At 64.4% G+C, this 25,213-nt stretch carries 22 protein-coding genes; 13 read left to right on the forward strand and 9 right to left on the reverse strand.

What is annotated here, in order from left to right:
- Nucleotides 1-20 precede the first annotated feature (20 nt).
- Complete coding sequence (locus tag AN189_RS16190; protein ID WP_056038304.1) at nucleotides 21-938, forward strand: calcium/sodium antiporter; 918 nt, start codon at nucleotides 21-23, stop codon at nucleotides 936-938.
- Between the two features lie 47 nt (nucleotides 939-985).
- Here the strand turns inward: AN189_RS16190 and AN189_RS16195 are convergent, their stop codons facing one another.
- Together AN189_RS16195 and secG are read right to left on the reverse strand one after the other, a co-directional pair.
- On the reverse strand, nucleotides 986-2,629 hold the full coding sequence (locus tag AN189_RS16195; RefSeq protein ID WP_056038308.1) for a CTP synthase: 1,644 nt from the start codon (nucleotides 2,627-2,629) through the stop codon (nucleotides 986-988).
- 160 nt (nucleotides 2,630-2,789) lie between these two features.
- The gene (secG, locus tag AN189_RS16200; protein WP_056038310.1) at nucleotides 2,790-3,149 is read right to left on the reverse strand and encodes a preprotein translocase subunit SecG; all 360 of its coding nucleotides are present in this window, start codon (nucleotides 3,147-3,149) and stop codon (nucleotides 2,790-2,792) included.
- A gap of 288 nt (nucleotides 3,150-3,437) precedes the next feature.
- Between secG and AN189_RS16205 the strand changes: the two genes are divergently transcribed.
- Nucleotides 3,438-4,733, forward strand: a complete 1,296-nt coding sequence (locus tag AN189_RS16205) for an adenylosuccinate synthase (RefSeq protein WP_056038312.1) — start codon at nucleotides 3,438-3,440, stop codon at nucleotides 4,731-4,733.
- Complete coding sequence (locus AN189_RS16210; protein ID WP_056038315.1) at nucleotides 4,730-4,960, forward strand: DUF2842 domain-containing protein; 231 nt, start codon at nucleotides 4,730-4,732, stop codon at nucleotides 4,958-4,960. The genes AN189_RS16205 and AN189_RS16210 overlap by 4 nt, the downstream gene beginning before the upstream one ends.
- A gap of 118 nt (nucleotides 4,961-5,078) precedes the next feature.
- On the opposite strand, the gene AN189_RS16215 is transcribed toward AN189_RS16210, so the two are convergent.
- Nucleotides 5,079-7,277 (reverse strand): hypothetical protein, encoded by a 2,199-nt coding sequence (locus tag AN189_RS16215; protein ID WP_172794931.1) that lies wholly within the window; start codon nucleotides 7,275-7,277, stop codon nucleotides 5,079-5,081.
- A gap of 207 nt (nucleotides 7,278-7,484) precedes the next feature.
- On the opposite strand from AN189_RS16215, the gene AN189_RS16220 reads away from it, so the two are divergent.
- Nucleotides 7,485-8,162 carry a thiamine diphosphokinase gene (locus tag AN189_RS16220; RefSeq protein ID WP_056038320.1) on the forward strand — a complete coding sequence of 226 codons (678 nt, stop codon included), beginning with the start codon at nucleotides 7,485-7,487 and terminating at the stop codon, nucleotides 8,160-8,162.
- On the opposite strand, the gene AN189_RS16225 is transcribed toward AN189_RS16220, so the two are convergent.
- Nucleotides 8,107-9,012 carry a DMT family transporter gene (locus AN189_RS16225; RefSeq protein ID WP_056038323.1) on the reverse strand — a complete coding sequence of 302 codons (906 nt, stop codon included), beginning with the start codon at nucleotides 9,010-9,012 and terminating at the stop codon, nucleotides 8,107-8,109. The two genes, AN189_RS16220 and AN189_RS16225, sit on opposite strands and share 56 nt — an antisense overlap.
- A gap of 36 nt (nucleotides 9,013-9,048) precedes the next feature.
- Nucleotides 9,049-9,723, reverse strand: a complete 675-nt coding sequence (locus AN189_RS16230) for a glutathione S-transferase family protein (protein WP_056038326.1) — start codon at nucleotides 9,721-9,723, stop codon at nucleotides 9,049-9,051.
- A 135-nt stretch (nucleotides 9,724-9,858) separates the two neighbouring features.
- Here AN189_RS16230 and rpiA point away from each other — a divergent pair, with 135 nt between their 5' ends.
- From rpiA to AN189_RS16255, 5 genes are all read left to right on the forward strand, one after another.
- On the forward strand, nucleotides 9,859-10,647 hold the full coding sequence (gene rpiA, locus AN189_RS16235) for a ribose-5-phosphate isomerase RpiA (RefSeq protein WP_056038329.1): 789 nt from the start codon (nucleotides 9,859-9,861) through the stop codon (nucleotides 10,645-10,647).
- 106 nt (nucleotides 10,648-10,753) lie between these two features.
- Nucleotides 10,754-12,226 carry an FAD-dependent oxidoreductase gene (locus tag AN189_RS16240; protein ID WP_056038333.1) on the forward strand — a complete coding sequence of 491 codons (1,473 nt, stop codon included), beginning with the start codon at nucleotides 10,754-10,756 and terminating at the stop codon, nucleotides 12,224-12,226.
- Nucleotides 12,227-12,300: 74 nt separating this feature from the next.
- The gene (gene hflK, locus AN189_RS16245; protein WP_056038336.1) at nucleotides 12,301-13,464 is read left to right on the forward strand and encodes an FtsH protease activity modulator HflK; all 1,164 of its coding nucleotides are present in this window, start codon (nucleotides 12,301-12,303) and stop codon (nucleotides 13,462-13,464) included.
- The gene (gene hflC, locus AN189_RS16250; RefSeq protein WP_056038338.1) at nucleotides 13,464-14,369 is read left to right on the forward strand and encodes a protease modulator HflC; all 906 of its coding nucleotides are present in this window, start codon (nucleotides 13,464-13,466) and stop codon (nucleotides 14,367-14,369) included. The genes hflK and hflC overlap by 1 nt, the downstream gene beginning before the upstream one ends.
- Before the next feature lie 307 nt (nucleotides 14,370-14,676).
- Nucleotides 14,677-16,101: a Do family serine endopeptidase gene (locus AN189_RS16255; RefSeq protein ID WP_253279659.1), complete on the forward strand. Its 1,425-nt coding sequence runs from the start codon at nucleotides 14,677-14,679 to the stop codon at nucleotides 16,099-16,101.
- A gap of 54 nt (nucleotides 16,102-16,155) precedes the next feature.
- On the opposite strand, the gene AN189_RS16260 is transcribed toward AN189_RS16255, so the two are convergent.
- On the reverse strand, nucleotides 16,156-16,584 hold the full coding sequence (locus AN189_RS16260; RefSeq protein WP_172794932.1) for a peptidoglycan-binding protein: 429 nt from the start codon (nucleotides 16,582-16,584) through the stop codon (nucleotides 16,156-16,158).
- A 188-nt stretch (nucleotides 16,585-16,772) separates the two neighbouring features.
- Between AN189_RS16260 and AN189_RS16265 the strand changes: the two genes are divergently transcribed.
- Together AN189_RS16265 and AN189_RS16270 are read left to right on the forward strand one after the other, a co-directional pair.
- Nucleotides 16,773-17,096 (forward strand): 2Fe-2S iron-sulfur cluster-binding protein, encoded by a 324-nt coding sequence (locus AN189_RS16265; protein WP_056038349.1) that lies wholly within the window; start codon nucleotides 16,773-16,775, stop codon nucleotides 17,094-17,096.
- On the forward strand, nucleotides 17,096-17,788 hold the full coding sequence (locus AN189_RS16270; RefSeq protein WP_056038351.1) for a VCBS repeat-containing protein: 693 nt from the start codon (nucleotides 17,096-17,098) through the stop codon (nucleotides 17,786-17,788). The genes AN189_RS16265 and AN189_RS16270 overlap by 1 nt, the downstream gene beginning before the upstream one ends.
- On the opposite strand, the gene AN189_RS16275 is transcribed toward AN189_RS16270, so the two are convergent.
- The gene (locus AN189_RS16275; RefSeq protein ID WP_253279658.1) at nucleotides 17,785-18,561 is read right to left on the reverse strand and encodes an adenosylcobinamide-GDP ribazoletransferase; all 777 of its coding nucleotides are present in this window, start codon (nucleotides 18,559-18,561) and stop codon (nucleotides 17,785-17,787) included. The two genes, AN189_RS16270 and AN189_RS16275, sit on opposite strands and share 4 nt — an antisense overlap.
- Nucleotides 18,562-18,631: 70 nt before the next feature.
- On the opposite strand from AN189_RS16275, the gene cobT reads away from it, so the two are divergent.
- Nucleotides 18,632-19,654: a nicotinate-nucleotide--dimethylbenzimidazole phosphoribosyltransferase gene (gene cobT, locus AN189_RS16280; protein WP_056038355.1), complete on the forward strand. Its 1,023-nt coding sequence runs from the start codon at nucleotides 18,632-18,634 to the stop codon at nucleotides 19,652-19,654.
- Nucleotides 19,655-19,735: 81 nt separating this feature from the next.
- Here cobT and AN189_RS16285 read toward each other — a convergent pair whose 3' ends face one another.
- On the reverse strand, nucleotides 19,736-21,655 hold the full coding sequence (locus tag AN189_RS16285) for a cation:proton antiporter (protein ID WP_056038358.1): 1,920 nt from the start codon (nucleotides 21,653-21,655) through the stop codon (nucleotides 19,736-19,738).
- Between the two features lie 84 nt (nucleotides 21,656-21,739).
- Nucleotides 21,740-24,421, reverse strand: coding sequence for a hypothetical protein (locus AN189_RS16290; RefSeq protein ID WP_056038362.1), 2,682 nt, complete (start codon nucleotides 24,419-24,421; stop codon nucleotides 21,740-21,742).
- A gap of 120 nt (nucleotides 24,422-24,541) precedes the next feature.
- Between AN189_RS16290 and AN189_RS16295 the strand changes: the two genes are divergently transcribed.
- Nucleotides 24,542-25,201 carry an SIMPL domain-containing protein gene (locus tag AN189_RS16295; RefSeq protein WP_056038364.1) on the forward strand — a complete coding sequence of 220 codons (660 nt, stop codon included), beginning with the start codon at nucleotides 24,542-24,544 and terminating at the stop codon, nucleotides 25,199-25,201.
- Nucleotides 25,202-25,213 lie beyond the last annotated feature (12 nt).

Consider the following 25,213-nt stretch of genomic DNA (forward strand, 5'->3'; position numbering starts at 1 on the left):
CTGCCCGAGGGGAATTTCAATTGGACTACATCTTGATTGCCGCCGGTCTGATCGGACTGTTTCTGGGCGGCGATGCTTTGGTGCGCGGCAGTGTCGGCATCGCGCGGCGCATGGCGATATCGCCCTTGTTGATCGGTTTGACGGTTGTGGGGTTCGGGACATCGACCCCGGAATTGCTGGTGTCGGTGCAGGCGGCACTGGGCGGCGTGCCCGATATCGCGCTGGGCAATGTCATCGGGTCAAACATCGCCAACATCCTGCTGATCGGTGGTCTGACCGCGCTGGTCTGGCCGATCCGCGTGTCGGGTGCCACGTTGCGTCGGGACCTGTCGGTCATGGTGTTGGCGGCAGCCGTTCTGTTGCCGATTTTTCTGACGGGTGCCGTCGGGCGCGTGTCTGGGGTCGCGCTGCTGCTGGCCTTGGTGGGCTATCTGGTCTGGGCCTACCTGCGGCCCGGAGACGCCGTTGCCGAGGATCATGACGAAGGCCCGTCGCCCGCGGTGCTGGTATCGCTGGTCTGGGTGCTGGTCGGTCTGGTCGCGCTGATGTTCGGGGCGCGGTTTCTGGTCGATGGGGCCACGGCAATCGCACGGGGATTTGGCGTGTCAGAGGCGTTCATCGGCCTGACGATCGTGGCGGTGGGCACATCGCTGCCGGAACTTGCGACCTCGGTCACGGCGGCGCTGCGCCGTCAGTCCGAAATTGCGATCGGCAACATCATAGGATCCAACGTTTTCAACGTGCTGGGTATCCTGGGGGTGACGGCGATCATCACACCGATCCCGGTGGCCACGCGATTCGCAAGCTTTGACCTGCCGATGATGCTTGTCGCGTCGGTGGTGCTGGCGATGCTGTTGCTGACGCGGCCCGTGATCGGGCGGGGCGTCGGCTGCTGCCTGCTGATTGCCTATGCAGGGTATGTCTGGCTGGCCCAGTAAATCACATCATGGCCCCGCGATTGCTGCGGGGCCATGGCGCGGCCTGTTCAGACCAGACGAGAGTTTTCGACGGCGGCGCGCACGAAATCCTTGAACAGCGGATGCGGTGCAAAGGGTTTCGATTTCAGTTCGGGATGGAATTGCACCCCGATGAACCAGGGGTGATCGGTCCATTCCACGATCTCGGGCAGTTTGCCGTCCGGCGACATGCCCGAAAAGCAAAGCCCCTTTTCCTCGAGCTGAGCGCGATACTTGATATCCACCTCATAGCGATGGCGGTGGCGTTCCTCGATCGCGGTGGTGCCGTAGATCTGGGCGACATGGCTGCCTTCGGACAGGGTGGCGTCATAGGCACCCAGACGCATGGTGCCGCCCTTGTCGTCGTCGGCCTTGCGGGCGACGGTGTGGTTGCCCTGCACCCATTCCTTGAGGTGGTAGACCACCGGCTCGAACCGGCGGCTGCCGGATTCGTGGTCGAATTCCTCTGATCCGGCGGTGGTCAGGCCGGCAACATTGCGCGCGGCCTCGATTACGGCCATCTGCATGCCCAGACAGATCCCGAGGTAGGGCACGCCCTTTTCGCGGGCGAACTGGGCGGCCTTGATCTTGCCTTCTGTGCCGCGTTCACCGAACCCGCCGGGCACGAGAATAGCGTTGAACTGTTCCAGATGCGGGGCTGCGTCCTCTCGGTCAAAGAGTTCGGCATCGACCCATTCGACGTTGACCTTGACCCGGTTGGCCATGCCGCCGTGGGTCAGCGCCTCCTTGATGGATTTGTAGGCGTCTTCGAGCTGGACGTATTTGCCGACGATGGCGATTGTGACCTCGCCTTCGGGGTTGTGGATGCGGTCCTGCACATCGTGCCAGACATCCAGTTTCGGCTGCGGGGCAGGGCTGATGCCAAAGGCGTCCAGCACCGCCTGATCCAGACCCTGCGCGTGATAGGACAGGGGTGCCTCGTAGATCGAATTCAGATCGTAGGCGGCAACCACGCATTCCTTGCGGACGTTGCAGAACAGCGCGATTTTCTCGCGCTCGCGTTCGGGGATCGGGTGTTCCGACCGGCAGACCAGCACATCGGGGGCGATGCCGATGGATTGCAATTCCTTGACGCTGTGCTGAGTGGGTTTCGTTTTCAGCTCACCACTTGCGGCCAGATAGGGCAGCAGGGTCAGGTGCATGAAAATGCATTCGCCGCGTGGTTTGTCGTGGGAAAACTGGCGGATCGCCTCGAAAAACGGCAGGCCTTCGATGTCGCCGACGGTGCCGCCGATCTCGCACAGCATGAAATCGACCTCGTCGTCGCCGATTTTCAGGAAATCCTTGATCTCGTTCGTGACGTGGGGGACGACCTGAATCGTCTTGCCCAGATAATCACCGCGCCGTTCCTTTTCCAACACGGTGGAATAGACCCGGCCCGAGGATACGGAATCGGTCATGCGCGCAGGCACGCCCGTGAATCGTTCGTAGTGGCCCAGGTCCAGATCGGTTTCCGCGCCGTCGTCGGTGACGAACACCTCGCCGTGTTCAAAGGGCGACATCGTGCCGGGGTCGACGTTCAGGTAGGGGTCCAGCTTGCGCAGGCGCACCGTGTAGCCCCGCGCCTGCAGCAACGCGCCCAGTGCGGCAGAGGCCAGCCCCTTGCCCAAGGATGAGACCACACCGCCGGTGATGAAAATATAGCGTGCCAAGTGAGGGCCCCCGTGTGTCGCGTTTCAGGTCGGACGGCGTGCAAAATACGCCCTGCCACGGGATTAAAGGATAGCCCGAAACGGCCAATGCCTGCAACCCGTGACGCAATATGATGGTGACGCGCCGCGTGGCGCGCCAAGATGCTGTGATGTCAGTCGTTTAGTTGCCCGAAGGCACCAGCGCGTCGTCACCCAGCGTCGGCGGCAGCAGGCTGTCGCCATCGGCAGGCAATGTCGGCGTGGCAGGCGCAGGGTTCGGTGCGTCGATCAGACGGTCCACAACAGAGGACCCGGCGGCGTTTTCAGCAGCGATGATCGTCAGCGCGATGGATGTCGCGATAAAGGCCAGCGCCAGACCCCATGTCACCTTGCCCATGGCGGTCGCGGGCGGGCGGCTGCCGGTTGCACCACCACCGCCACCGCCGATTCCCAGACCCCCGCCTTCGGACCGTTGCAACAGAACAGTGCCGATCAGCGTCAGCGCAAGGATCAGGTGGATGACGAGAACGACGTTTTCCATGGTGGACGGGCCTGCGGGTTGATTTGGTTCGGGGGTAACTAGGACGTTGTGACCCTTGCCGCAAGGGGCATTGACCCGGGCGGGTGCCAAACCTGCCGTCGCAGGCAGGGCGCGTCATGGCAGGTTTGCCACGGACAGGGCAATCGCGGGACCTGACTGGCGGAGTTGGCCGTGCCGCAATGCGGCTGGTTTCGCACTCTGGCAAGGCAGGCGACGTTTTTCGGTTTCAGACCGGTGCCGTCATGGATATAGCGGACGGCGGAATTTCCGGGTTTAAGGACGTAAGTCATGGCAAATGTGGTCGTTGTAGGTGCCCAGTGGGGTGACGAAGGCAAAGGCAAGATCGTCGACTGGCTGAGCGAGCGTGCCGATGTCATCGCACGCTTTCAGGGCGGTCATAACGCGGGCCATACGCTGGTCATCGACGGTGCGGTCTACAAACTGCACGCGCTGCCGAGCGGCGTGGTGCGCGGCGGCAAGCTGTCCGTGATCGGCAACGGCGTGGTGCTGGACCCCTGGCACCTTCTGAAAGAGATCGAGGGTCTGCGCGGTCAAGGCGTTGAAATCACCCCCGAAACGCTGATGATCGCGGAAAATACGCCGTTGATCCTGCCGTTCCACGGCGAATTGGACCGTGCGCGTGAAGGTCAGGCCAACGTCGCGAAGATTGGCACGACAGGACGTGGCATCGGCCCGGCCTATGAGGACAAGGTCGGGCGTCGCGTGATCCGCGTGGCAGACCTGGCCGATGATGCAACACTGGAACTGCGCGTGGACCGCGCGCTGGTCCATCACGATGCGCTGCGCCGTGGTCTGGGTCTGGACCCCATCGACCGTGACGCGCTGCTGGCGCAACTGCGCGAGATTGCGCCGGGGATTCTGGAATACGCAGCCCCCGTCTGGAAGGTGCTGAACGACAAGCGCAAAGAGGGCAAGCGCATTCTGTTCGAGGGGGCGCAGGGCGCGCTGCTGGATATTGATTTCGGCACCTACCCTTATGTCACCTCGTCCAACGTGATCGCAGGGCAGGCGGCGACGGGCACCGGTGTGGGGCCGGGCGCGATCGATTTCGTGCTGGGGATCGTCAAGGCCTATACGACCCGCGTGGGTGAGGGACCGTTCCCGACCGAGTTGCACGATGAAGACGGTCAGCGTCTGGGCGAGCGCGGCCATGAATTCGGTACGACCACGGGCCGCAAACGGCGGTGCGGCTGGTTTGACGCAGCGCTTGTCCGGCAGACCTGTGCTACGTCTGGCGTGTCGGGGATTTCCCTGACGAAACTGGACGTGCTGGACGGGTTCGAGACATTGAAGATTTGCACAGGCTACACATTGGACGGCAAGACGCTGGATTATCTGCCCACGGCAGCAGACCAGCAGGCGCGCTGCGTTCCGGTCTATGAGGAAATGCCCGGCTGGTCGGAATCGACCGAAGGGGCGCGGTCATGGAACGATCTGCCCGCGCAGGCGATCAAATATGTCCGCCGGATCGAGGAACTGATCGATTGCCCGGTCGCACTTGTGTCCACCTCGCCCGAGCGTGAGGACACGATCCTTGTCACTGACCCGTTTGCGGCCCGATGAACGATTGGTTCGCCTCTCTCAGCTACAAGACGCGCAAGCGTCTGGCGCTGCTGATCCTGGTGCTGGGGTTGCCCGCCTATATCATCGTGGCCGTCAGCGTGGTGTCATCGCTCGACCGTCCGTCGATCCTGACGGAACTGGCGATTTACGTGGGGCTGGGGGTGCTGTGGGCATTCCCGTTCCGCGCGATTTTCCGCGGGATCGGACAAGCTGACCCGGACGAGTGATCGCCTCGGTCCGGTTTGCGGGTGTCGCTCTCTTGGGCGCAAGTGCCGCGCGTTGGTATCGGAATGAAAAAGGCGAAGGGTTGCCCCTTCGCCTTTTGTCGTTTCAGTGTGGCCGGTTTCAGCCGTTGGCGGCCTGCTGTTCTGGCCGGAACCGGGTGCGGTCCGAAATCTGGAACCGACCGGCGCGGGCCTTTTCGATGCGACCCTGACGCAGCAGCGTGCCAAACGAACGCAGCCCGTCTTCGCGAGTGAATTCCTCTTTGGCGGTTGCCTGCACCTTTTGCATGATCTGCGGGCGCGAGAAGTCTTCGGCACCTTCGACGATCGCGACATAGGCCGCGGCAGCCTCGAGCAGGTCCTGCAACGAATTGGCACCCACGCTTTGGGCGTATTCGGCAAAGTCACCGGTATCCGACGATTTCGCCGCAGGTGCGGCCACGCGGCGCGGTTGCACCGGTTTTTCGGCGGCATCGGCGGGGGTGTCGACGCGCTGGCTGGCAACCAGTTTCAGGGGTGCGGTCCGCGGACGTTCGGTCCGTACCGGGGCATCGGCCACCGGACGGCGCGGTTTGACGGCCTTTTGCAGGTCTTCGCGGAAATCGGTTTCCTCGGTGTTCTGCGTCTTGCGCGGCTCACCCAGCTGGCGCGCGGCCTCGGTCGCGGCCACGGCGGCCTTGAGATGTGCGATGGCGTCGCGGCGGCGGCTGTTTTCGGGGTTTGCCAGTTCTTCTTCGGCCTGTGCGTTGATGCGGGACATCTCGGCCTCTGACGTGGAGGGCAGCGCGTCGCGCGTCGCCTGCGGTGCTGCCTGCGCTGTCACCTCGGGCTGGCTGGCGTCTGGCGTGTCATCATCCATGGCCGCCTCGGTTTCTGCCGCTTCTGCGGTGTCGTCGGCGTCAAAGCTGTCGCCGTCGTCATCGAGGGTCACGCGGTTCAATTCAGCCTCGGCGGCTGCTTCTGCGGCCGCAAGATCACGCTGCAGATCGGCCTCATCCTCTGGCGAAAGTGATGATTCCACGGGTGTATCGACGCGCGCCGCACCCTGATCCGCTGCGATTTCGCGCGGTTCGGGATTCATGTCGCGGCGCATTTCGGCAAGGCGCGCGCGCGCGTCCTGCACCGGTGTCGACACCGGGCCGGTCTTGGTGGGTTCTGCGGCGTCAGCCTGCGATGCCTCTGCGGCGCTTGCGGCCTCGGGGCGGGGACGGCGGGTGACACGCAGGATCCGGCCACGGCGCGGGGCCGTGGGTGCCTCGGCGGCCTCGGTGGCTGCCTCGGGTTGAGAGGCATCGTCCGACTTGGCCGGGGCCGCATCAGGCGCGGTCTGAGCGGTCTGGGGCTGCTCTGTGGTGCTGGCCTCGCGGGTTTGCGCGATCAGCGACTGAATCATCGCCGCAGCCTCGTCTGCCTCTTGTTCGGCGTGATTGGCTGCAGGTGCCGCAGGCGCAACCGGTTTCGTGTCGACCTTGGGTTCGGGCGTGGCTGACTGCGCTGCCGCTGCCGCTTCTGCCTTGAGGGCCAATGCGGGTGCCTTGGCCTCTGCCGGTTGTGCGGCCTTGGGTGCGGGCGTGGCCGTTTCCTGTTGCGGCGCGTCCTGTGCGATTTGTGCGGCAACCCGCGCGGTCGCGGTTTCCACATCGGCTGCCTGATCCTCGACGGCAGGTGTTTCTGGCGAACGCAAGCCTGCGCGTTCGAGGTTGCGCAGCACCTCTTTGATCTGCGCATCCGTTTCGTCGTCGATGTCGTCATCCGCCGCGGCATAGGCTTCGGGGATGGTGACAGGCTCTGCTGCGGTGTCCGTCTGCTCCGATTTTACGGCGTCATCGGGCACGACGCTGGCTGCGTCCGGCTTGGCTGCAGCGGGCGCATCGTCATTTGCACGCGATGCGTCATCGGTTGCGGACGGCGCGGGTTCGGGCGCGGGCGCACTGGCGGTTTCGCGTTCTTCGAGGTCCTCGACATAGGCGGTGTCGGCACGGCTGCCCACGACCGAGCGAATCCGCTTGAGCTTGTCAGCGACGCTTTCGGAATCGGGGTGACGTTCCGCCTTGGGCTGGGCCTGTGCGACAGGTGCCTCTGCGGGGGGCTGCTGGGCCGGTGGCATGGCGGGCCGCGTGTCGGTTGCGGCGAGGGCCTGTGGTGCCGGGTCCGATGCGCGCAAGACGATGCCAGCCTCGGATGTGCGGGCCTCGACCCTGCGGGAAATCTCGCGTTCGGCGATCCGGGTCAGCATTTCCGTATCCGGCGTCGGCGGTTCTGCCCCGAAATAACGGTCACCCGCAGCAAGGTCCCGGAAATATTCGGCGATTGCCTTCATCGTGGAAAAGGAATCGTCGAATCCTTCCAGGGTGCATGAGAAGGTGCCGTAGGAGACGGTGAGAATCTTGCTTGATTCAACCATGGTGTCCCTCGCTTTCTTTCAAAATCAATTACCCTCGTTTACCACGAATTGGTTCGCAAACCGGAACAGGCTGGCGGTGCTGTCTGGTTGATTTTGGGGCGCTTTTGAGGAATGTCGCGAAATATGAAACAATCCCCACTGCAAAAACCGATTGTTGCCAGTTCCGAACCGATCACCTTGATAGGTGGGGCGGACATTGCCGACGAAACCCTTAACATGTGCCTAAGGGTTGCGCCAAGTGTCGTTGCGGCCGATGGAGGCGCTGATCGCCTTGTTGTGACGGGGATCCCACCCCTGGCGGTGATCGGTGACATGGACAGCCTGTCGGCGCAGGCGCGTGCGACGCACAGGGACGTCATCCATGCGGTGTCGGAACAGGATACGACCGATTTCGAAAAATGCCTCACGCGGATCACGGCACCCGTGGTTCTGGCGGCGGGATTTCTGGGCGCGCGGCTGGATCACACGCTGGCAACCCTCGCAACACTGGCGCGGCTGCAGGCGCATCACGTCGTTCTGGTGTCCGACAGCGAGGTCTGCGTGCTGGCGCGGCAAGGGCGCAGTCGCATTGCGGTGACACCCCAGACACGTGTCGCGGTCATGCCCCTCGGGGCTGCCACCGTCAGTTCGACCGGCCTGGTCTGGGACATGGACGCGCTTGGCCTCGCACCTGACGCGGTGGTCAGCAGTTCGAACCGGGCGCAGGCAGAGCATGTGACACTGGATGTGGCCGGGCCTGTCCTGATCACGCTGGAGCGGTCGGAATTGTCCGGCGCGCAAGATTACGCTCTCGGACGATGATATAGAGGCCGGAGGCGACCGTTACGACGATGCCGCAGGCCGCAAGGCCGTTTGGCAGGTCGCCGAACATGGCCCAGCCGATGACCGTTCCAAATGGAATTTCGAGGTATTGCATCGGGGCAAGGGTGGATGCGGGGGCGCAGCGCAGGCTCCAGGTCATCAGCAGATGTGCGGCGGTGCCCACGAGGCCCATCAATACCACGAGCCACAGCGCGCCGGTGCCGGGCAGCGCGAAACTGGCCTGCGGGCCGGGCAGCACAAGCAGACCGACCGACACCAGTATCGTGGCCTGCAATCCGCCGATCGCCTGAAGTCTTACCGGATCGATGCGCCCTGACAGCGACCGCGTGACCAGCATGAACAGCGCGAATGTGACGGCCACCCCCAGCGGCAAGAGCGCAGGCAGGCCCACATCGACGAAATTCGGCTGAATCACCAGCAGCGTTCCGGCAAAACCGACGGCGCAGGCGATCATGCGCTGCGGGCCGACCTGTTCGTCCATGAACACGCGCCCCAGCAACAGCAGGATGAACGGCATGACAAAGGCGATGGCCAGCGCATCAGCCAACGGCAGATAGCGCAGTGATGCGAACATCATCGTCATGCCGGCGATGTGCAGGGCGCTGCGCAGCCAGACCAGATGACCTGTGCCGTGTGGCGGACGCAGATCATGCCCGCGTGCCAGAACCAACGGCACAAGCACCGCGGCCTGAATCGCGAACCGGGCCAGCACCAGCGTGCCCAGCACGACGGCACCGCCCAAGAGTTTTGCCATGCCATCGCCCAATGGGGCGAGGACGCAGAATCCGAGCATCAACAGGATGCCGGTAAAGGGGCGGTCATTTGGCATGTCGCAGCTTAGGCGCGGGAACAGACCTGCGCAATATCAGGTGGCGGACCCTTCGGGCGGGGTGGCCAGACGCGGTGCGGAAAACGGTGTGTCCCCCAGACCTTCGGCCTGGGCCGCGCGGCGCGCAGGGGCGCTGACCTCGCATTGCCGCGCGAGGCTGTGCAGGCGCGGGTAGTCGGTCAGTGTGAACCAGCCTGCGTTGTCGCCATATAGAGCCGTCCAGCGCAACATGGGTGCGAGGTAGCAGTGATGGACCGGATGCAGCGCCGTGGCATGGCTGTCCAGCAGGCGCAGGTGACTGGACAGCCGCCTCTGCATGGCAGCCCTGAAATCGTCTGGCGCATCGGGCATGTATTGCGCGGGATAAAATGTCATCCGCAGGGTTGGATGAAATGTGTTGGCCAGCCACAGCAGCCATGACAGGGCGGACGCCTCGCCGGTTGTGGCGGGGGCAGGCATCAGCTGACCGGGATACCGGTTTGCGAGCCAGATCAGGATGGCGGCTGTTTCGAACACCGGACCGTCGTCGGTTTCCAGCACCGGGATCAGGCCAGCAGGGTTCAGCGCGCGATAGGCGGCACTGTCCTGCGCACGGCTGGCGCGGTCCACCAGAACGGTCTGATAGGGGATGTCCAGCAGTTCGCAGGCCAACCGGATGCACAAGGAGGCATTGTCAGGCGCATAGTGCAGTCGCAGAGGTTGGTGTGTCATGTCGCATGTCTGCGCTGCCTTGTTGCGTGCGTCCAGCCTGTTTGCGGGTCAATTCGCCGCGTCGCCGTGTGATCTGGCTGTCCAAAGGCCGTCCGCCCGGCCTATAAGTCGGCGAGTCGTCACAGGAGCTGCCCCATGTCCGCCAATATGTCCCCCATCGACAAAGCGAAATTCGTCGCCGCGAAACGCGCCTGCGATTACGTGCAGGACGGCATGAAGCTGGGGCTGGGCACCGGATCGACCGCCGCATGGCTGGTGCGCTGTCTGGGCGAGATGGTGCGTGACAACGGGCTGAAGATCAAAGGTGTGCCGACCTCCAGCCGGACGGCGGAACTGGCCCGTCAGGTCGGGATCGAGGTGATTTCGCTGGACGAGGCGAAATGGCTGGATCTGACCATCGACGGGGCGGACGAATACGACCACGACCTGAACCTGATCAAGGGCGGCGGCGGTGCGCTGTTGCAGGAAAAGATCGTGGCCACGGCATCCGACCAGATGATCGTCATCACCGACGGGTCCAAGCGGGTTGAATCGCTGGGGAACTTTCCTTTGCCGGTCGAGGTGATCCCCTTTGGCTGGCAGACAAGCAAGGCGCTGATCGAAGAGGTGCTGGTGGGCATGGATGTGCTGGGCACCACCGCCAGCCTGCGGATGAACGCGGATGCGCCCTATGTCACCGACGAGGGGAACCATATCCTGGACCTGCATCTGAACCGGATCGGCAACGCGCGCCAGCTCAGCCTTGTGCTGAACCAGATCCCGGGGGTCGTCGAAAATGGCCTGTTCATCGACATCTGCGATATCGTCGTGACGGGCTATGGCGATGGCCGGGTCGAGGTGCAGGACATCAACAAGGGTGAACACGACGAAACCCGCTATGATTTTCTGGATGACGACAACCTGTTCGCCGATCTGGGCGACTGAGGCACCCGGTCTGTCGCGGCACTTGGGGCGGATGGCCCGATGTGGCGTTGTCCTCAGGCGGGCTTCGCCCTAGGTTGCGGACGAATTGAAGAGAGGGTGCGCGACCATGGCTGATTACGATTTTGACCTGTTTGTCATTGGTGGCGGGTCAGGCGGGGTGCGGGCGGCGCGGATGGCGGCGCAGACCGGCGCGCGTGTGGCCCTGGCCGAGGAATCGCGTCTGGGCGGCACATGCGTGATCCGTGGCTGTGTTCCGAAAAAGCTGATGGTCTTTGCGTCCAAAGGGGCGGCGCAGGTGGCGGATGCGCAGAAATTCGGCTGGGACGCGACCATCGGCGATTTCGACTGGGGCCGTTTCCACCCCAAGCTGACGGCTGAACTGGACCGGCTCGAAGGGGTCTATCGCAAGCTACTGGATGGCTCGGGCGTCAAGATCTATGACAGTCGCGCGACGGTGGACGGCCCGCATACGGTAAAACTTGCTAACAACCAAACCGTGTCGGCCAAACACATCCTGATTGCGGTTGGCGGCCATCCGGTCCGCCCGCCGCTGGAAAACGCGGAGCTGGGGTTGGTCAGTAACGATGTGTTCCTGTTGGAAAAACTGCCCAAATCCGTTCTGATCGTGGGTGGCGGATATATCGCCTGCGAATTTGCCTGCATCCTGCGCAATTTCGGGGTCGAGGTCACGATCTACGCGCGTGGTGCGCAAATCCTGAAAGGGTTCGACGACGAGGCGCGGGGTCTTTTGTCGGAATCCATGAAGCAATGCGGCATCGACATTCACATGGGCACCAGCGTGCAGGAAATGTGCCCGGCCGATCAGGCCCCCAAAGGGCCGCGTCCGACCGGGTCGGATGCCACAATGGGCGAACCCGCAGGAGAGCGTCGTTCGCTGGCCTCCAACGACAAGAGCATCACCGACCCGCGCGCCGCAGGCCCGATCTGGACCAAGGCGACGACAGGGGTGGAACAGGTGTTCGACCATGTGATCTTTGCGACGGGACGCGCACCTTCGACAGATGGGCTGGGGCTGGATGATGTCGGGGTCAAGCTGGAACGCAACGGGGCGATTGCCGTCGATGAATACAGCCAGACCAATATCCCCTCGATCTATGCCATCGGTGATGTGACCGACCGCGTGGCGCTGACACCCGTGGCGATCCGCGAGGGCATGGCGTTTGTGGATACGGTGTTCAAGGGCACGCCCACACCAGTCGATCACGACCTGATCGCCTCTGCCGTGTTTACCCAGCCCGAACTGGGCACCGTGGGCCTGACCGAGGATGACGCCGCCCGCAACGGTCCGATCGAGGTCTATTCGACCAGTTTCCGCCCGATGAACCAGGCGTTCATCGACGGGACGTCCCGCGTGCTGATGAAACTGATCGTCTGCGCTGAAACGCGCAAGGTTCTGGGCTGTCACATCGTCGCACCGGATGCGGGCGAATTGATCCAGATGGTCGGCATCGCGGTCAAGATGGGAGCCACAAAAGAGGACTTTGACCGCACTTGCGCCGTGCATCCGACCATTTCCGAGGAACTGGTGACCATGCGCGAACCGGTGCGGACAACTTGAACCGGTCGGGCTGAACGCCCACCTTAGTCACAAGGGCCCGATGCGGGCATCAATCAGAGGAAGACCTACACACGATGGCAGGCAATACCGGAGGCCCCTGGGGGGGTGGCGGCGATAACGGAAACCGTGGCAACGGGGCAAACGGCGGTGGCAACCAGCCACCCCGCCCGCCACGCAGGCCGGGTGAGGGGCCGCAAATCCCCGAAATCGATCAACTGGTCAACAAGGGCCGTGAACAGCTGCGCGTCCTGATGGGCGGCAAAGGTGGCGGCACGGGGTCTGGTGGGTCCGGTGGCGGCGGTGGGCCGGCGCTGACACGCGGCACCATCGGTCTGGGCGTCCTTGGTGCGGTGATCCTGTGGGGCATGGCATCTTTCTACACCGTACGCCCCGAAGAACAGGCGGTCGAGCTGATGCTGGGTGACTATATGTCGACCAACGGCCCGGGTCTGAACTTTGCACCCTGGCCGATCGTGACGCGTGAAGTGTTGCAGGTCACCTCTGAGCGGAGCATCGACATCGGCACCAGCCAGTCCGGCATGGATGCCGGCCTGATGCTGACCGGCGACGAGAACATCGTCGATATCGATTTCCAGGTGGTCTGGAACATCATCGACCCGCAGGAATACCTGTTCAACCTGGCCGATCCGCCGCAGACAATCGAGGCCGTGGCGGAATCCGTGATGCGCGAGATCATCGCACAGAGCAATCTGGCACCGATCCTGAACCGGGACCGTGGCGCGATTGCAGACCGTCTGCGTAGCGAAATCCAAAGCACGCTGGACAGCTATAATTCCGGTGTGAACATCGTCCGGGTCAACTTTGACAAGGCCGATCCGCCAGAGCCGGTGATTGCGTCTTTCCGTGCGGTGCAGGACGCCGAACAGGAACGCGACAGGCTGACGAACGTGGCCGACGCCTATGCCAACCGCGTGGTTGCAGAGGCGCGCGGTGAGGCGGCGCAGACACTGGAACAGGCCGAGGCATACCGCGCCCGTGTGGTGAACGAGGCATCCGGTGAGGCGTCCCGCTTTACCGCTGTTCTGGACGAATTCAGCAAGGCACCCGAGGTGACGCGCAAGCGTATCTATCTGGAAACGATGGAAAATGTATTGGGTGGAATGGATATCATCCTGCTGGACGAACAAGGCGGTGGCGGCAACGGCGTCGTGCCGTATCTGCCACTGAACGAGCTGGGCAACCGCGCCCCGCGCACCACCACCGGAGGGACGAACTGATGCGCAAGTCTGTATTCCTACTGCCCGCGCTGGTGGTCATCCTGATCGTCGCGCTGAGCTCTGTGTTCATCGTGGACGAACGCCAAAAGGCGTTGGTTCTGCAATTCGGTCAGATCGTGAAGGTTCAGGAAGAACCGGGTCTGGGGTTCAAACTGCCCTTTATCCAAGAGGTTGTGAACTACGACGACCGTATCCTGAGCCGCGATCTGGACCCGCTGGAGGTCACGCCGTCTGATGATCGTCGTCTCGTCGTCGATGCCTTTGCGCGTTACCGGATCTCGGATGTGGAACGGTTCCGTCAGGCCGTCGGTGCCGGCGGTCTGGAGGTCGCGTCGCGCCGTCTGGACGGTATCTTGCGGGATACCACGCGGAACGTGCTGGGTACGGTGTCGTCCAACGACATCCTGTCTACGGACCGTGCGGCGCTGATGCTGCGGATCCGCAACAACGCGATTGCAGAGGCGCGCAGCCTCGGGCTCGAGGTGATCGACGTGCGGCTCAAGCGGACCGACCTGCCGCCCGCCAACCTTAACGCCACCTACGAGCGGATGAAGGCAGAGCGTGAACGCGAAGCTGCCGACGAAATCGCCCGTGGTAACGAGGCCGCACAGCGGATCCGCGCCGGTGCCGACCGGACCGTGGTGGAATTGACGTCCGACGCCAACCGTCAGGCCGAGATCACCCGCGGTGAGGCCGACGCCGAACGCAACGCGATCTTTGCAGAGGCCTTTGGCGCTGATCCGGAGTTCTTTGAATTCTACCGGTCGATGACAGCCTACGAACGCTTTGCCGCGTCCGGTCGGTCGTCGATGGTGCTGAGCCCGGATTCAGAGTTTTTCAACTATCTGCAATCCGATCAGGGTCGTGCCGCAAACGACGCGGCCGCGGCAATTGCCGGTCAGTAAGCGTCATCAGTCAACGTCGTCAGGGGGCCGGTCATGTGACCGGCCCTTTTCATTTTAATGGGTCGGTTTTCAATTATTGCGTTTCACGCCCGCGTGACAAAACATCACGTGCATTGCGTCCGTGTCGCTGCGGTCTATGTTCATGGGCACAGAGTTGATCACAGCGTCGCGCGCGGCGCTCACGACGAGGGAGCACGACTTGACTTCACAGGCCATTGCACGGACCCGCCCCATGACCGCCATGACACCCCGCACGGGGATGATCAGCGGCCTTGCCCTGATTGCGGCGCTGTTTGCCGCGCAGTCGATGCCCGGATTTGCCCAGACAACCGAGGCGGTCGAGGCGCAGTTGATGACGCCGATGGATCGGCCAGCGACCTTTGCCGACCTGGCCGAACAGGTCAGCCCGTCGGTGGTGAACATCACCACCTCGACAATGGTGGCCGAACGCACCGGCCCCCGTGGGCTGGTCCCGGAAGGATCGCCTTTCGAGGATTTCTTTAACGACATGCAAGACGGTCCGGGCGCACCGCGCCGGTCGTCCGCATTGGGGTCCGGTTTCGTGATCAGTGCCGATGGTTATATCGTCACCAACAACCATGTGATCGAGGATGCCGACGAGATCGAGATCGAGTTTTTCCCGGGCGACGGTCAACCGACCGAGTTTCTGCCCGCGGAACTGGTCGGGACCGATCCCAACACCGATATCGCCGTGCTGAAGGTCGAATTCGACAGCCCGCTGCCTTATGTCGAATTCGGTGACAGCAACGCCGTGGGTGCCCGCGTCGGTGACTGGGTCATGGCGATGGGCAACCCGCTGGGGCAGGGATTTTCGGTCAGCGCCGGCATCGTGTCCGCCCGCAACCGGTCGTTGCAGGGCACATATGACGATTACATCCAGACCGACGCGGCCATCAACCGGGGCAACTCTGGCGGGCCATTGTTCAACATGGCTGGCGAGGTAATCGGCGTGAATACGGCGATCCTGTCGCCCAACGGCGGGTCCATCGGTATCGGTTTTGCGATGTCGGCGGCCGTGGTGACCGATGTGGTCGACCAGCTGCGCGAATTCGGCGAGACGCGGCGCGGTTGGCTGGGCGTGCGAATTCAGGACGTGACGCCCGATATGGTGGCAGCCATCGACGGTCTGGACCGGGCACGCGGGGCGATGGTGACAGACGTGCCACCGGGGCCTGCGGCTGATGCGGGGCTGGAATCCGGTGATGTAATCCTGACCTTTGACGGCAACGACGTGCCTGACACGCGTGAGCTGGTGCGGATGGTCGGCAATTCGCCAGTCGGCAAGGAGGCCGTGATGCTGGTCCTGCGCAATGGCGAAGAGATCGAACGCACGGTTACCCTTGGTCGTCGAGAGACCGAGGAATCGATCGCATTTCCTGACATGACGCCCGATGCAGAGGCCGAAGAGGATGCCGAAGTCGAACTGATGGGTCTGACACTGGCACCCGTCGATGACGCGCTGACCGAAGAATACGGTCTGGACGTCGAGGCAGGTCTGGTCATCACGGCCATCGCGCCGGATTCGGATGCCGCGAGCAAAGGGCTGATCGCCGGTGACGTGATCACCGAGGCCGGGCAAGAGGACATCGCCAGCGTCGACGACCTGCAAACGCAGATTGATGCAGCGACCGAGGCTGGTCGCACATCGTTGCTGCTGCTCGTGCGGCGCGGTGGTGATCCGCGGTTCGTCGCACTGTCGCTGGACGACTGAGCCTGCGCCAAGCCAAACCGAAACGCCCCGCAGTTCTGTGGGGCGTTTTGCGTTTCAGGGACGTGCTTGGGCGAATATCCCCAGATCGCGGGCGGTGGCCACAGATAGGACCGGACTGTCGAGGTCGCGGTTTCGTTGGACCTGCTGGACGGCGGCACGGGTCGCTGGATCATAGATGCCGCTGATCGGCCCGTCATAGGCGCGGCGGATCAGCAGGGCGCGTTGTAAACTCTGGACAAAGGCCTCGTTCGTCAGGACGGGCGGGCAGACGGCCTCGAACCTAGTGCCTTCGCCAATGGTGCGCGCGGTGGGTTCCGATACGGTGCGAAAAACAGGCGGATCGATGATGGTGCCTGCGGCATCCCGGCGGGCGGGTGCAACCTGTTCCACGCGGTCCACGACGTCCACGCGGGTGCGCGGTGCGGTACGCGCAAAACAGCGCCCGGCGGTATCGGTTTCAATCCCGCCGCTGGCGATTAGCACTGTGGCGGGTGCGTCTGTCGGCGGGACAGGCGCACAGGCCGAAAGAACGAGCAAAATGGGCAGGAGGCGGATCATGCCACTACATAACCGCAAGAATGTCGCGGCGATAGCCCCGTGATGGGACTGGCATGCGCCTCGGTGACGGCCTAAGGTGCGCGCCGACACTGCATCCATTCTGAGGAAAACCAATGGCCAAGATCACTTATGTCGAACACGGTGGCAAGGAACACGTCGTCGAGGTTGCCAATGGCATGACCGTCATGGAAGGCGCACGCGACAACGGGATTCCGGGGATCGAGGCCGACTGCGGCGGTGCCTGCGCCTGTTCGACCTGCCACGTCTATGTGGCCGAGGATTGGGTGGAAAAGCTGCCCGCCAAGGACGGCATGGAAGAAGACATGCTCGATTTTGCCTATGAACCCGATCCCGTCCGGTCGCGGCTGACCTGCCAGATCAAGGTCTCTGACGCGCTGGACGGTCTGCGCGTGCAGATGCCGGAAAAGCAGATCTGATGAAATGGGCGGCGGTGGCCTGCATGCTGGCCGGACCAGCGACGGCACAGCAGATCACCGCTGCCCAGTTTGATGCCCCCACGACGCGCTATGATCACGGCGTGCTGGGCGATGCCGTGGAATGGGGCGATTTGCGGATCGTCACCACCGACGGGGCTTACCTTTTCACCTTGCCGGAACATCAGGTCTACGAGGACCTTGTCCCGCGTCTGTGGGATGTGACGGGCGACGGTCTGCCAGAGGTCGTTGTCGTGCAGGCCGACATCGCGCGCGGGGCGCGTCTGCTGGTGTTCGGGCTTGTGGATGGCGTGCCGCAGGCGATCACGGCGACCCCTTATATCGGTCAGACCCGCCGCTGGCTGGCACCCGTGGGTGCGGCTGATTTCGACGGCGACGGACGGATCGAGGTGGCCCTGGTGGACCGGCCCCATCTGGCACGGACCTTGCAGTTCTGGCGACCGGCGGAGGGCGTGATGGAACTGGTTGCTGCTCTGCCGGGGGTCACGAACCACCGGATCGGGGATGCAGAGATCCCCGGTGGTGTCGCCTGTGATGGACGCACGGCGGTGCTGCTGTCGGGGGACTGGGACCGTGTGATCGGTGTGCGGTTTGACGGCGGCGTGCCTGTTGCACGTGATCTGGGCCCAAACGGGCCGGGGGCCGTCGCCGCGGCGCTGGCCTGCCCGCGCTAGGTCAGCTGGACCGCCAACACCAGCAGACCCGAAATGTCGCACATTTGCTGGCCAGCCCCGAGGATGTCGCCGGTTTGCCCGCCGATCCGCGCATGTGCGATGCGGCCCCATCCATAGGCCGTGGCGGCCACGACCAGACCCAATGCAGGCAATGCACCCGGCCACAGCAACAGCGTGATCACCCCGGCCAGCACAGCTGCGGCGACTGCCGTAACATGCACAGGTCGCCCCACGTGCCGACTAAGCCCCGTGGCGCGGGCCGGGGGCAGCCAGGCCATCAGGGCGGCCATCGGTGCGCGGCTGACCGCCCCCATGATCAATGCAGCAGACCAGAGTGCGTCGTTCGCGATAATCAATGACCACAGTTGCCACCGCAAGAGAAGGGTCAGGATCAGGCCGATGACGCCATAGGCACCGATCCGGCTGTCCTTCATGATCTCGAGCCGCCGATCGCGTGTCCAGCCGCCCCACAGACCGTCCAGGCTGTCGGCCAGACCATCCTCGTGCAGCGCGCCGGTCAGCGTGATCTGGGTTGCGATCAGCAGGACTGCCGCAAGCGCTGGCGGCAGACCCAGCCAAAGCGCAAGACTGGCCGAGAGCGCCGCCAGCCCACCAACCACAAGGCCCGCCACCGGCCAGGCCCATGCCGCACGCGCCCCCCGCAGTGTCGCGCGATCCGTATCGACGGGCACTGGCAGGCGGGTCATCAACCCCACAGCGGCGGCAATGTCGGACGGGGCAAAGCGCGGCTGGGGGCCGGTCTTGTTTTGCATGATGCGGCCTCTTTTCATTCCGTGTCGCATGGTTAGACAGGGGCAGGGGAATACGCAACGAGGACGGAACATGACCGCAGCATTCACGAGCCTTGACAGCTTTCGCGCCGCGCTGGCGGCCGCCGGCGGCGCGGATACGGCCGCCCGCGACGGGGCTGCGGCGCGCAACGGCACATTGACCAAGCCGCCGGGCGCATTGGGCCGCCTGGAGGATCTGGCGATCTGGGTCGCAGGCTGGCAAGGCAACGTGCGGCCTGTGATCGCGGCCCCGCAGATCATCGTGTTCGCCGGCAATCACGGCATCTGCGCCCAGGGCGTGTCAGCCTTTCCGCCAGAGGTGACGGCCCAGATGGTCGGCAATTTCAGCGCGGGCGGTGCGGCGATCAACCAACTGGCCCGGACATTTGGCGCAACCATGTCGGTGGTCCCGCTGGACCTGGAAACGCCGACGCAGGATTTCACCACCGGCCCCGCCATGTCAGAGGCCGAAGTCGTATCGGCCCTGCGCGCGGGATGGGACGCGGTCGCCCCCGACACGGACCTGTTGGTGGTGGGGGAAATGGGGATCGGCAACACGACCGTGGCGGCGGCGCTGGGGGCTGCCCTGCTGGGTGGCGATCCTGCGGACTGGGTCGGACGCGGCAGTGGCGTTGACGATGCGGGTGTGGTCCGCAAGGCGCAGGTCGTGGCGGCTGGCCTCGCCCGTCACGCAGAGGCGCTGGCCGATCCGTTGCAGGTGCTGCGCTGCCTTGGCGGGCGCGAACTTGCGGGCATGACCGGGGCAATCGCGCGGGCGCGCGTTGCTGGTATCCCGGTGGTGTTGGATGGTTTCATCTGCACGGCGGCCGCGCTTGTTCTTGATCGCGCGGTGCCCGGTGCGCTGGATCATGCCGTTGCAGGCCATGTTTCGGCCGAAGGGGCGCATGGCCGCATGCTGGACGCGCTGGGCAAGACCCCGCTGCTGGATCTGGGGCTGCGACTGGGCGAGGCATCCGGTGCCGCCGTGGCGATCGGCATCGTGCAGGCGGCTGTTGCCTGTCACAGCGGCATGGCGACCTTTGAGGAGGCCGCCGTCGCAGGCAAATCGGCCTGATCCACCGATTTTTCTGCGAAAAATCGTTGTCCCGCCAGATGATACCGGGTGCTGTCCGATTTTTCGCGAAAAATCGGGGCCCTAGCGGTTGCCACGCGAGGTGTCACCGGGGCGGCGTGGCGGTAGCGCCTCGTCCGAGGCATCGCGGTTCTGCACCCGACTGGCGAGTGCCGTTTCCAGATCACTGTCCAGTTTGCGCGCACGGGCCACGTAATCGGCGTTGTCCGCAATGGCGACGCCCGGTTTCCACAGCTCTGCCAGTTCACGAACCATGCCGCGGTCGGAATGATAGAACATGGTTTCCGCCTCGGCGGCTTCGAATTCCGTCAGTCCCAGATTTTCGAGCGCATAGCGCCCGGCGCGCAGCGAGCTGTCGAACATTTCACGCACGATGTCATTGGCACCCGCCGCATAAAGTTCATAGCTGTGCACGCGGTCATAGGCCCGGGCGATGATGTGGATATCGGGGCGGACCTTGCGCACATAGGCAACCAGCTGGCAGGCAGTGGCCCGATTATCAAGACAGACCATCATGACGCGCGCCTCGTCGATCCCGGCCGCGGCCAGCAAGTCAGGGCGCGTCGGATCGCCAAAGAACCCGCGATAGCCGAACTTGCGCATGGTCTGGACGGCGGCAAGATCATTGTCGATCACGACCGTCGAGAACCCTGCCGACTGGATGAGGCGGTTCGCCATCTGGCCAAAGCGTCCGATGCCCGCGATGATGACGGTCCCGGTTTCGTCAACCTCGTCGTGTTCGTGGTCCTCTTCTTCTTCCATGCGGCGGGTCAGGTAGTGGTAGCCGATGAACATCAGCGGCGTGACCAGCATCGACAGCGCCGTCACCAACAGCAACAGTTCCGATACCGGCCCCGTCAACACGCCCTGACTGCGCGAGAACGAGATCAGCACGAACCCGAATTCACCGGCCTGGGCCAGCCCCAGCGTGAACAGCCAGCGGTCCTTGCCCTTCATCTTGAACAGGAGCGACAGCGCATAGAGGACCGCACCCTTGATCACGATGATGCCCAGCACATAGGTCGCCACGCGGGTCGGTTGCGCAAAAAGCAGTTCAAAGTTGATACCGGCCCCGACGGTGATGAAAAACAGCCCCAGCAGCAGGCCCTTGAACGGTGCAAGGTCGCTTTCGAGTTCGTGGCGGAATTCCGAGTTGGCCAGCACCACACCGGCCAGGAACGTCCCCAGCGCGGGGGACAGGCCGACGGTTTCCATCAGGACGGCAATCGCCACGACCATCAGCAATGCAAGCGCGGTATACATCTCGCGCAGCTTGGCCTGATGGATATAGCGGAAAACCGGGCGGGTCAGGTAGATCCCGGTCAGGATGACAGCGGCTACGGCACCGATGGTCACCAGCGTCACGCCCCAGCCGGGCAATCCCTCGACCAGTGACAGGCCGTGATGGGCCTCGTCGGTGGTTCCGGCGCGCTGCATGGACCCGTCGGGGGCCAGCGCCACGCGCGCGGCAGGCGATGCCAGCAGCGGCAGCAGGGCCAGCATCGGGATCACGGCGATATCCTGCGTCAGCAATACCGAAAAGATCGATCGCCCGCCGCCCGTCTGCATCAGCCCCTTTTCGGACAGGGTTTGCAGCACGATGGCGGTGGAGGACAGCGCAAAGATCATGCCGATCGCGATGCCGGTCACCACGTCGTAATCCAGCGCGATGGCGGCCCCCGCAATCAGCAACGTGGTCACCCCGACCTGAAGTCCGCCCAGACCGATCAGCCGATCCCGCATGTCCCACAGGGCGCGCGGTTCAAGTTCCAGTCCAATCAGGAACAGCATCATCACCACGCCGAATTCGGCAAAATGCTGGATGTCCTGTGCCTCGGTCCCGACCAGTCCGGTCAACGGGCCGATGATGATCCCGGCAGCCAGATATCCCAGAACGGACCCCAGTCCCAGTCGCGCGGCGAAAGGCACCGCAAGCACGGCGGCACCCAGATAAATCGTGGCCTGTAGCAGAAACGTATCCATGCGGCTGTCTTAAACGTCACTGCGCACAAGGCAATGGGTCAGGCGGGATGCATGGCAAACAACTGCGGCATTGCGCGGCCCTGCCTACCCCGTGGGCAGTTGCAATGCGTAGGTGCGGCCACGTTTGACGAAATTCAGCGCGGAATCGCCGATGGCCGTGACCCGGCCGCCATCGAGGGCGCTGCCGACCTCCACCTTGACATAGCGACCGTTGCCCAGACGGACCAGGGCACGGCGCGCGTTGGGGCGTCCATAGACACCGACCAGGTTCATGTCGCGCAGGCGGATCGCGTTTTCCTGGGTCGCGGCACGGGCGACGCCGCCCGGCACGGGCCCCGTCGGGGCTACGACAGCGGGGGCTGACACCTGCGGTGTGGTTGCCGGGCGCTGCACGACCGCATCGGTCTGGCGCTGCACGGGCGCTGCCGTGGCACGGGCGACAACCTGGGCAAAGTTGCGCGGGCGTGTCGCCGGACGCGGGGCAATGCCCACGGCCCGCGCCGTGCGGTTGTTGTATGCCGACTGCGGTGCGGCAGAGGCGATGGCCGCTGCAATCGCGTTGATATCGGGCGTGGGGTCGGATGCGGGGGCTGCGGGGGCCAGCCCCTCGGGGCGCAGCGCGGGGCGCGCGTCCGCGACACGCGGATCGATCGGGGCGGCAACGACCGGCGACCGGCTGGCAAAACTCGCGGGCCGCAAGGTGGGACGCAGGTCCGGTGCGCCCGTGATGACGGTGGGCGTTGCGGCGTCGGTTTCCGTCACCCCGGACGAGGCGGGGTCTGAGGTGTCGGCGTCGTCTGCCTGTGCGGGGGCGATATCGCCCGGCCGCAATACGGGCCGCAGGTCAGGGACCGCTGCGACCTGTGCGTCCTGCGGCAGGGCGGGGGCCAGGTCCGCCGGGCGCGCGCGCGGCTGGACGGGTGGCGTCCCCGCAATCAGCCGCACCGTTTCCGGCGCATCCGGATCGTTTGTCACGGAGGTGTCGGTCGCGGTCTGCGTGGGCGTGCCCGGGCGGAGCTGCGGACGGATGTCAGGCGCACCCGAAAAGACAATGGCCCCGCTGGGCACGATTGTGCCTGTCGGTGTCGCAAGGATGCGCCCGCGCACATCGCGGGCAAAGAACGCATCGGCTGCCGGGGGATCTATCTGTGCCGCGATCACCGCGTCGGGGGCGGTCTGTGTGGGATCGGGCAATGTGGGGGCCGTGTTCCACGACAAGCCGGCCAGCGCCACCGGGACCGGGCGCTGCGATTCTTCGATCGTGGTGCGTGGCGTGACGGGCAGGCGCGGCGCGCGTTGATAGACGCCTGTCGCGGCATAGATCCTGTCTGCCTCTGCCGGGGTCAACACGCCGGTGGTCGGTGCCCGCACAACCGGCAGTGCGGGTGTCGCCAGCAATTCGGGTGCAGGGGCATCGGTCAGGGCCGACGGTGCGGGGATTGCCGCGGGTGTGGCTGGCCGGAGCGCTGGCGTAACGGCTGCAATGTCTGTCTCGTCAGGCTTTTCTTGTGCGGTTGCAGGGGCCGCCGCGACCTCTTCTTCCTCGCCCCAAAGCCATGCGATTCCTTCGTCGGGCAGGGTCGAGGCCCAGAACCCCATGATCAAAAGCACGACCAGCAGCACCGCCGTGAGGATGAGGCCCAGAAAACGCGGCTTGCCGCTGCGCGCAGGCGCAAGACCCGCCAATGCATCGGGGGTTTCCCGCGCGGGTTTGGCGGCCGGTTGCGGTGCCTGGGGCGCGCGGGGGGCGGCAACCATGGCGGGGACGGCGTCAGGTGCCGATGGGGCCTGTGCCCGCAAGGCGGTTGGCGATGCAGCCTTGCCCTTGCCAGCGATGGGGGGCGGCGGCTCCTTGCGCCTTGTGAACAATGGTTCTTCGGGGGCGCCTGCGACGGGGGTGGCGCGGGTTGCGGTCAGGGCCTGTTTCGGGCCCTTTTTTTCGGCTTGTTCCGACGGCGGTGCGCTGATGGGCAGGCCGGGTTCAGCGGTGCGCGCGGGATCGGGTGTAGTGGCGGGTGTGGTGTCGCGGGGGGCTGCCCCCCCCGGCATCGCAGCGGCTGCCAGTGCACCGGACACGGGTCTGCTGCGCGCGGTAAACAGCGGCAGATCGTCAGATGCGGTGTCCGTTGCGGGCGCGTCGGTCGTGTCGGCCGCGTCTGGCGTGTCTGCAACGGGATTCTGCGGTGGGTCAGGCAACACCGCGTCGGTCGCCGCCTCTTGTGCTGCGGGCTGTGGTGACAGGTCCGCGATGCCGGTTTCCTCGACCGGTTGGCTGGATCGTTCGGCCAAGGTCCCGCTGGCCGATTGGGTCGGGCCGAAAAAGACCTCTGACACAAAGGTGCCAGGCGGGGGGACGGCCACAAAGCAGACCGGGTTGAAATCATGTTCCAGCGCAAAGGCTTCGGCTTCGGCCAGTGTTTCGCGGGCGACGGCCGCGATATGGGTCATGCCGCCGGACCGGTCGAAATCGATCGACAATTCGTCGACCGAATAGGGCGTCGCACCGTCAAGGGCCTGCCGGACATCCGCGACACTGGTCTGCGCGCCCTCGAGCGACATGAATCTGATCTGATCCTCTGGGATCACCAGTTTTGTGGTCAGGCCCTCGGGTTCGAGGGTCAGGCCGTCGGCCCGCAGCTTGGCCAAGGCACCCGACAGGTCATCGGTGTCAAGCGGGACATTGCCAACGCGGTTCCAGCCTTCTGGCACGCGGTGCAGCAGGCGGATACCATCGGATGAAAGAAGCAAAGCAAAACGAGGCGTCATAAGATGGTCCTAGCAGCCTGTCATTCATCGGAAAACGACAAATGTCATTCGCGCTCATGGTATAGCAAGTTATCGCCGGGTCCAAGATGGCTGGTGTTCTGTGCCGCTCTGTCCGCGGGCATGCTGGCGGGACCGGCATTCGCGCAGGCGGCGCGCATCACCATGCAAGGCACCGGCGAGGTCAGTGCCACACCCGATCTGGCGCGGGTCAATCTGGGGGTGTCGCATCAGGCCCCCACGGCAGCGGCGGCGCTGGCGCAGATGTCGACGGATATGACGGCGGTCCTGGCCAGCCTGTCCGATGCGGGGATCACCGGCGCGGATGTGCAGACCAGCGGATTGCGGCTGGACGTGATCCAGGATTACGACCGGGACAACAATATCTCGCGCGTGACCGGCTATCGCGCCAGCACGGATGTCAGCGTGACGGTCACGGCGCTTGACCGGCTGGGCGAGGTTCTGGACGCGGTGGTCCAGAGTGGGGCAAACCAGATGAATGGTCTGACCTTTGACGTATCGGACCGTCAGCAGTTGCTGGATGATGCCCGCCGCGCGGCGGTGGCAGATGCCATGCGCAAGGCCGCGTTATATGCAGACGCGGCCGGGATCGCGTTGGGGCGGCTGGTCAGCCTGAGCGAGGGTGGTGTCAGCGCGGGACCGGCCCCCATGATGCGCATGGCCATGGAGGATGCCATGTCCGTCCCCATCGCCGAGGGCGAGGTGACGATCAGTGCAAGCGTCACGATGTCATGGGATGAGGGCATGCAGGACGACCGCTAGGGCCGTCCTGCA

Origin of the sequence: Loktanella sp. 3ANDIMAR09 (assembly GCF_001420005.1) — a bacterium.
Taxonomy (GTDB): Bacteria; Pseudomonadota; Alphaproteobacteria; order Rhodobacterales; family Rhodobacteraceae; genus Loktanella.

Coding starts and splice junctions, on each gene's coding strand:
- AN189_RS16210 (WP_056038315.1), top strand. CDS start 4,730: ATGAACGATTGGTTCGCCTCTCTCAGCTACAAGACGCGCAAGCGTCTG.
- AN189_RS16295 (WP_056038364.1), top strand. CDS start 24,542: ATGCTGGCGGGACCGGCATTCGCGCAGGCGGCGCGCATCACCATGCAA.
- hflK (WP_056038336.1), top strand. CDS start 12,301: ATGGCAGGCAATACCGGAGGCCCCTGGGGGGGTGGCGGCGATAACGGA.
- AN189_RS16230 (WP_056038326.1), bottom strand. CDS start 9,723: ATGACACACCAACCTCTGCGACTGCACTATGCGCCTGACAATGCCTCC.
- AN189_RS16255 (WP_253279659.1), top strand. CDS start 14,677: ATGCCCGGATTTGCCCAGACAACCGAGGCGGTCGAGGCGCAGTTGATG.
- AN189_RS16220 (WP_056038320.1), top strand. CDS start 7,485: ATGAAACAATCCCCACTGCAAAAACCGATTGTTGCCAGTTCCGAACCG.
- AN189_RS16225 (WP_056038323.1), bottom strand. CDS start 9,012: ATGCCAAATGACCGCCCCTTTACCGGCATCCTGTTGATGCTCGGATTC.
- AN189_RS16270 (WP_056038351.1), top strand. CDS start 17,096: ATGAAATGGGCGGCGGTGGCCTGCATGCTGGCCGGACCAGCGACGGCA.
- rpiA (WP_056038329.1), top strand. CDS start 9,859: ATGTCCGCCAATATGTCCCCCATCGACAAAGCGAAATTCGTCGCCGCG.
- hflC (WP_056038338.1), top strand. CDS start 13,464: ATGCGCAAGTCTGTATTCCTACTGCCCGCGCTGGTGGTCATCCTGATC.
- cobT (WP_056038355.1), top strand. CDS start 18,632: ATGACCGCAGCATTCACGAGCCTTGACAGCTTTCGCGCCGCGCTGGCG.
- AN189_RS16240 (WP_056038333.1), top strand. CDS start 10,754: ATGGCTGATTACGATTTTGACCTGTTTGTCATTGGTGGCGGGTCAGGC.
- AN189_RS16205 (WP_056038312.1), top strand. CDS start 3,438: ATGGCAAATGTGGTCGTTGTAGGTGCCCAGTGGGGTGACGAAGGCAAA.
- AN189_RS16215 (WP_172794931.1), bottom strand. CDS start 7,277: ATGAAGGCAATCGCCGAATATTTCCGGGACCTTGCTGCGGGTGACCGT.
- AN189_RS16285 (WP_056038358.1), bottom strand. CDS start 21,655: ATGGATACGTTTCTGCTACAGGCCACGATTTATCTGGGTGCCGCCGTG.
- secG (WP_056038310.1), bottom strand. CDS start 3,149: ATGGAAAACGTCGTTCTCGTCATCCACCTGATCCTTGCGCTGACGCTG.
- AN189_RS16275 (WP_253279658.1), bottom strand. CDS start 18,561: ATGCAAAACAAGACCGGCCCCCAGCCGCGCTTTGCCCCGTCCGACATT.
- AN189_RS16290 (WP_056038362.1), bottom strand. CDS start 24,421: ATGACGCCTCGTTTTGCTTTGCTTCTTTCATCCGATGGTATCCGCCTG.
- AN189_RS16265 (WP_056038349.1), top strand. CDS start 16,773: ATGGCCAAGATCACTTATGTCGAACACGGTGGCAAGGAACACGTCGTC.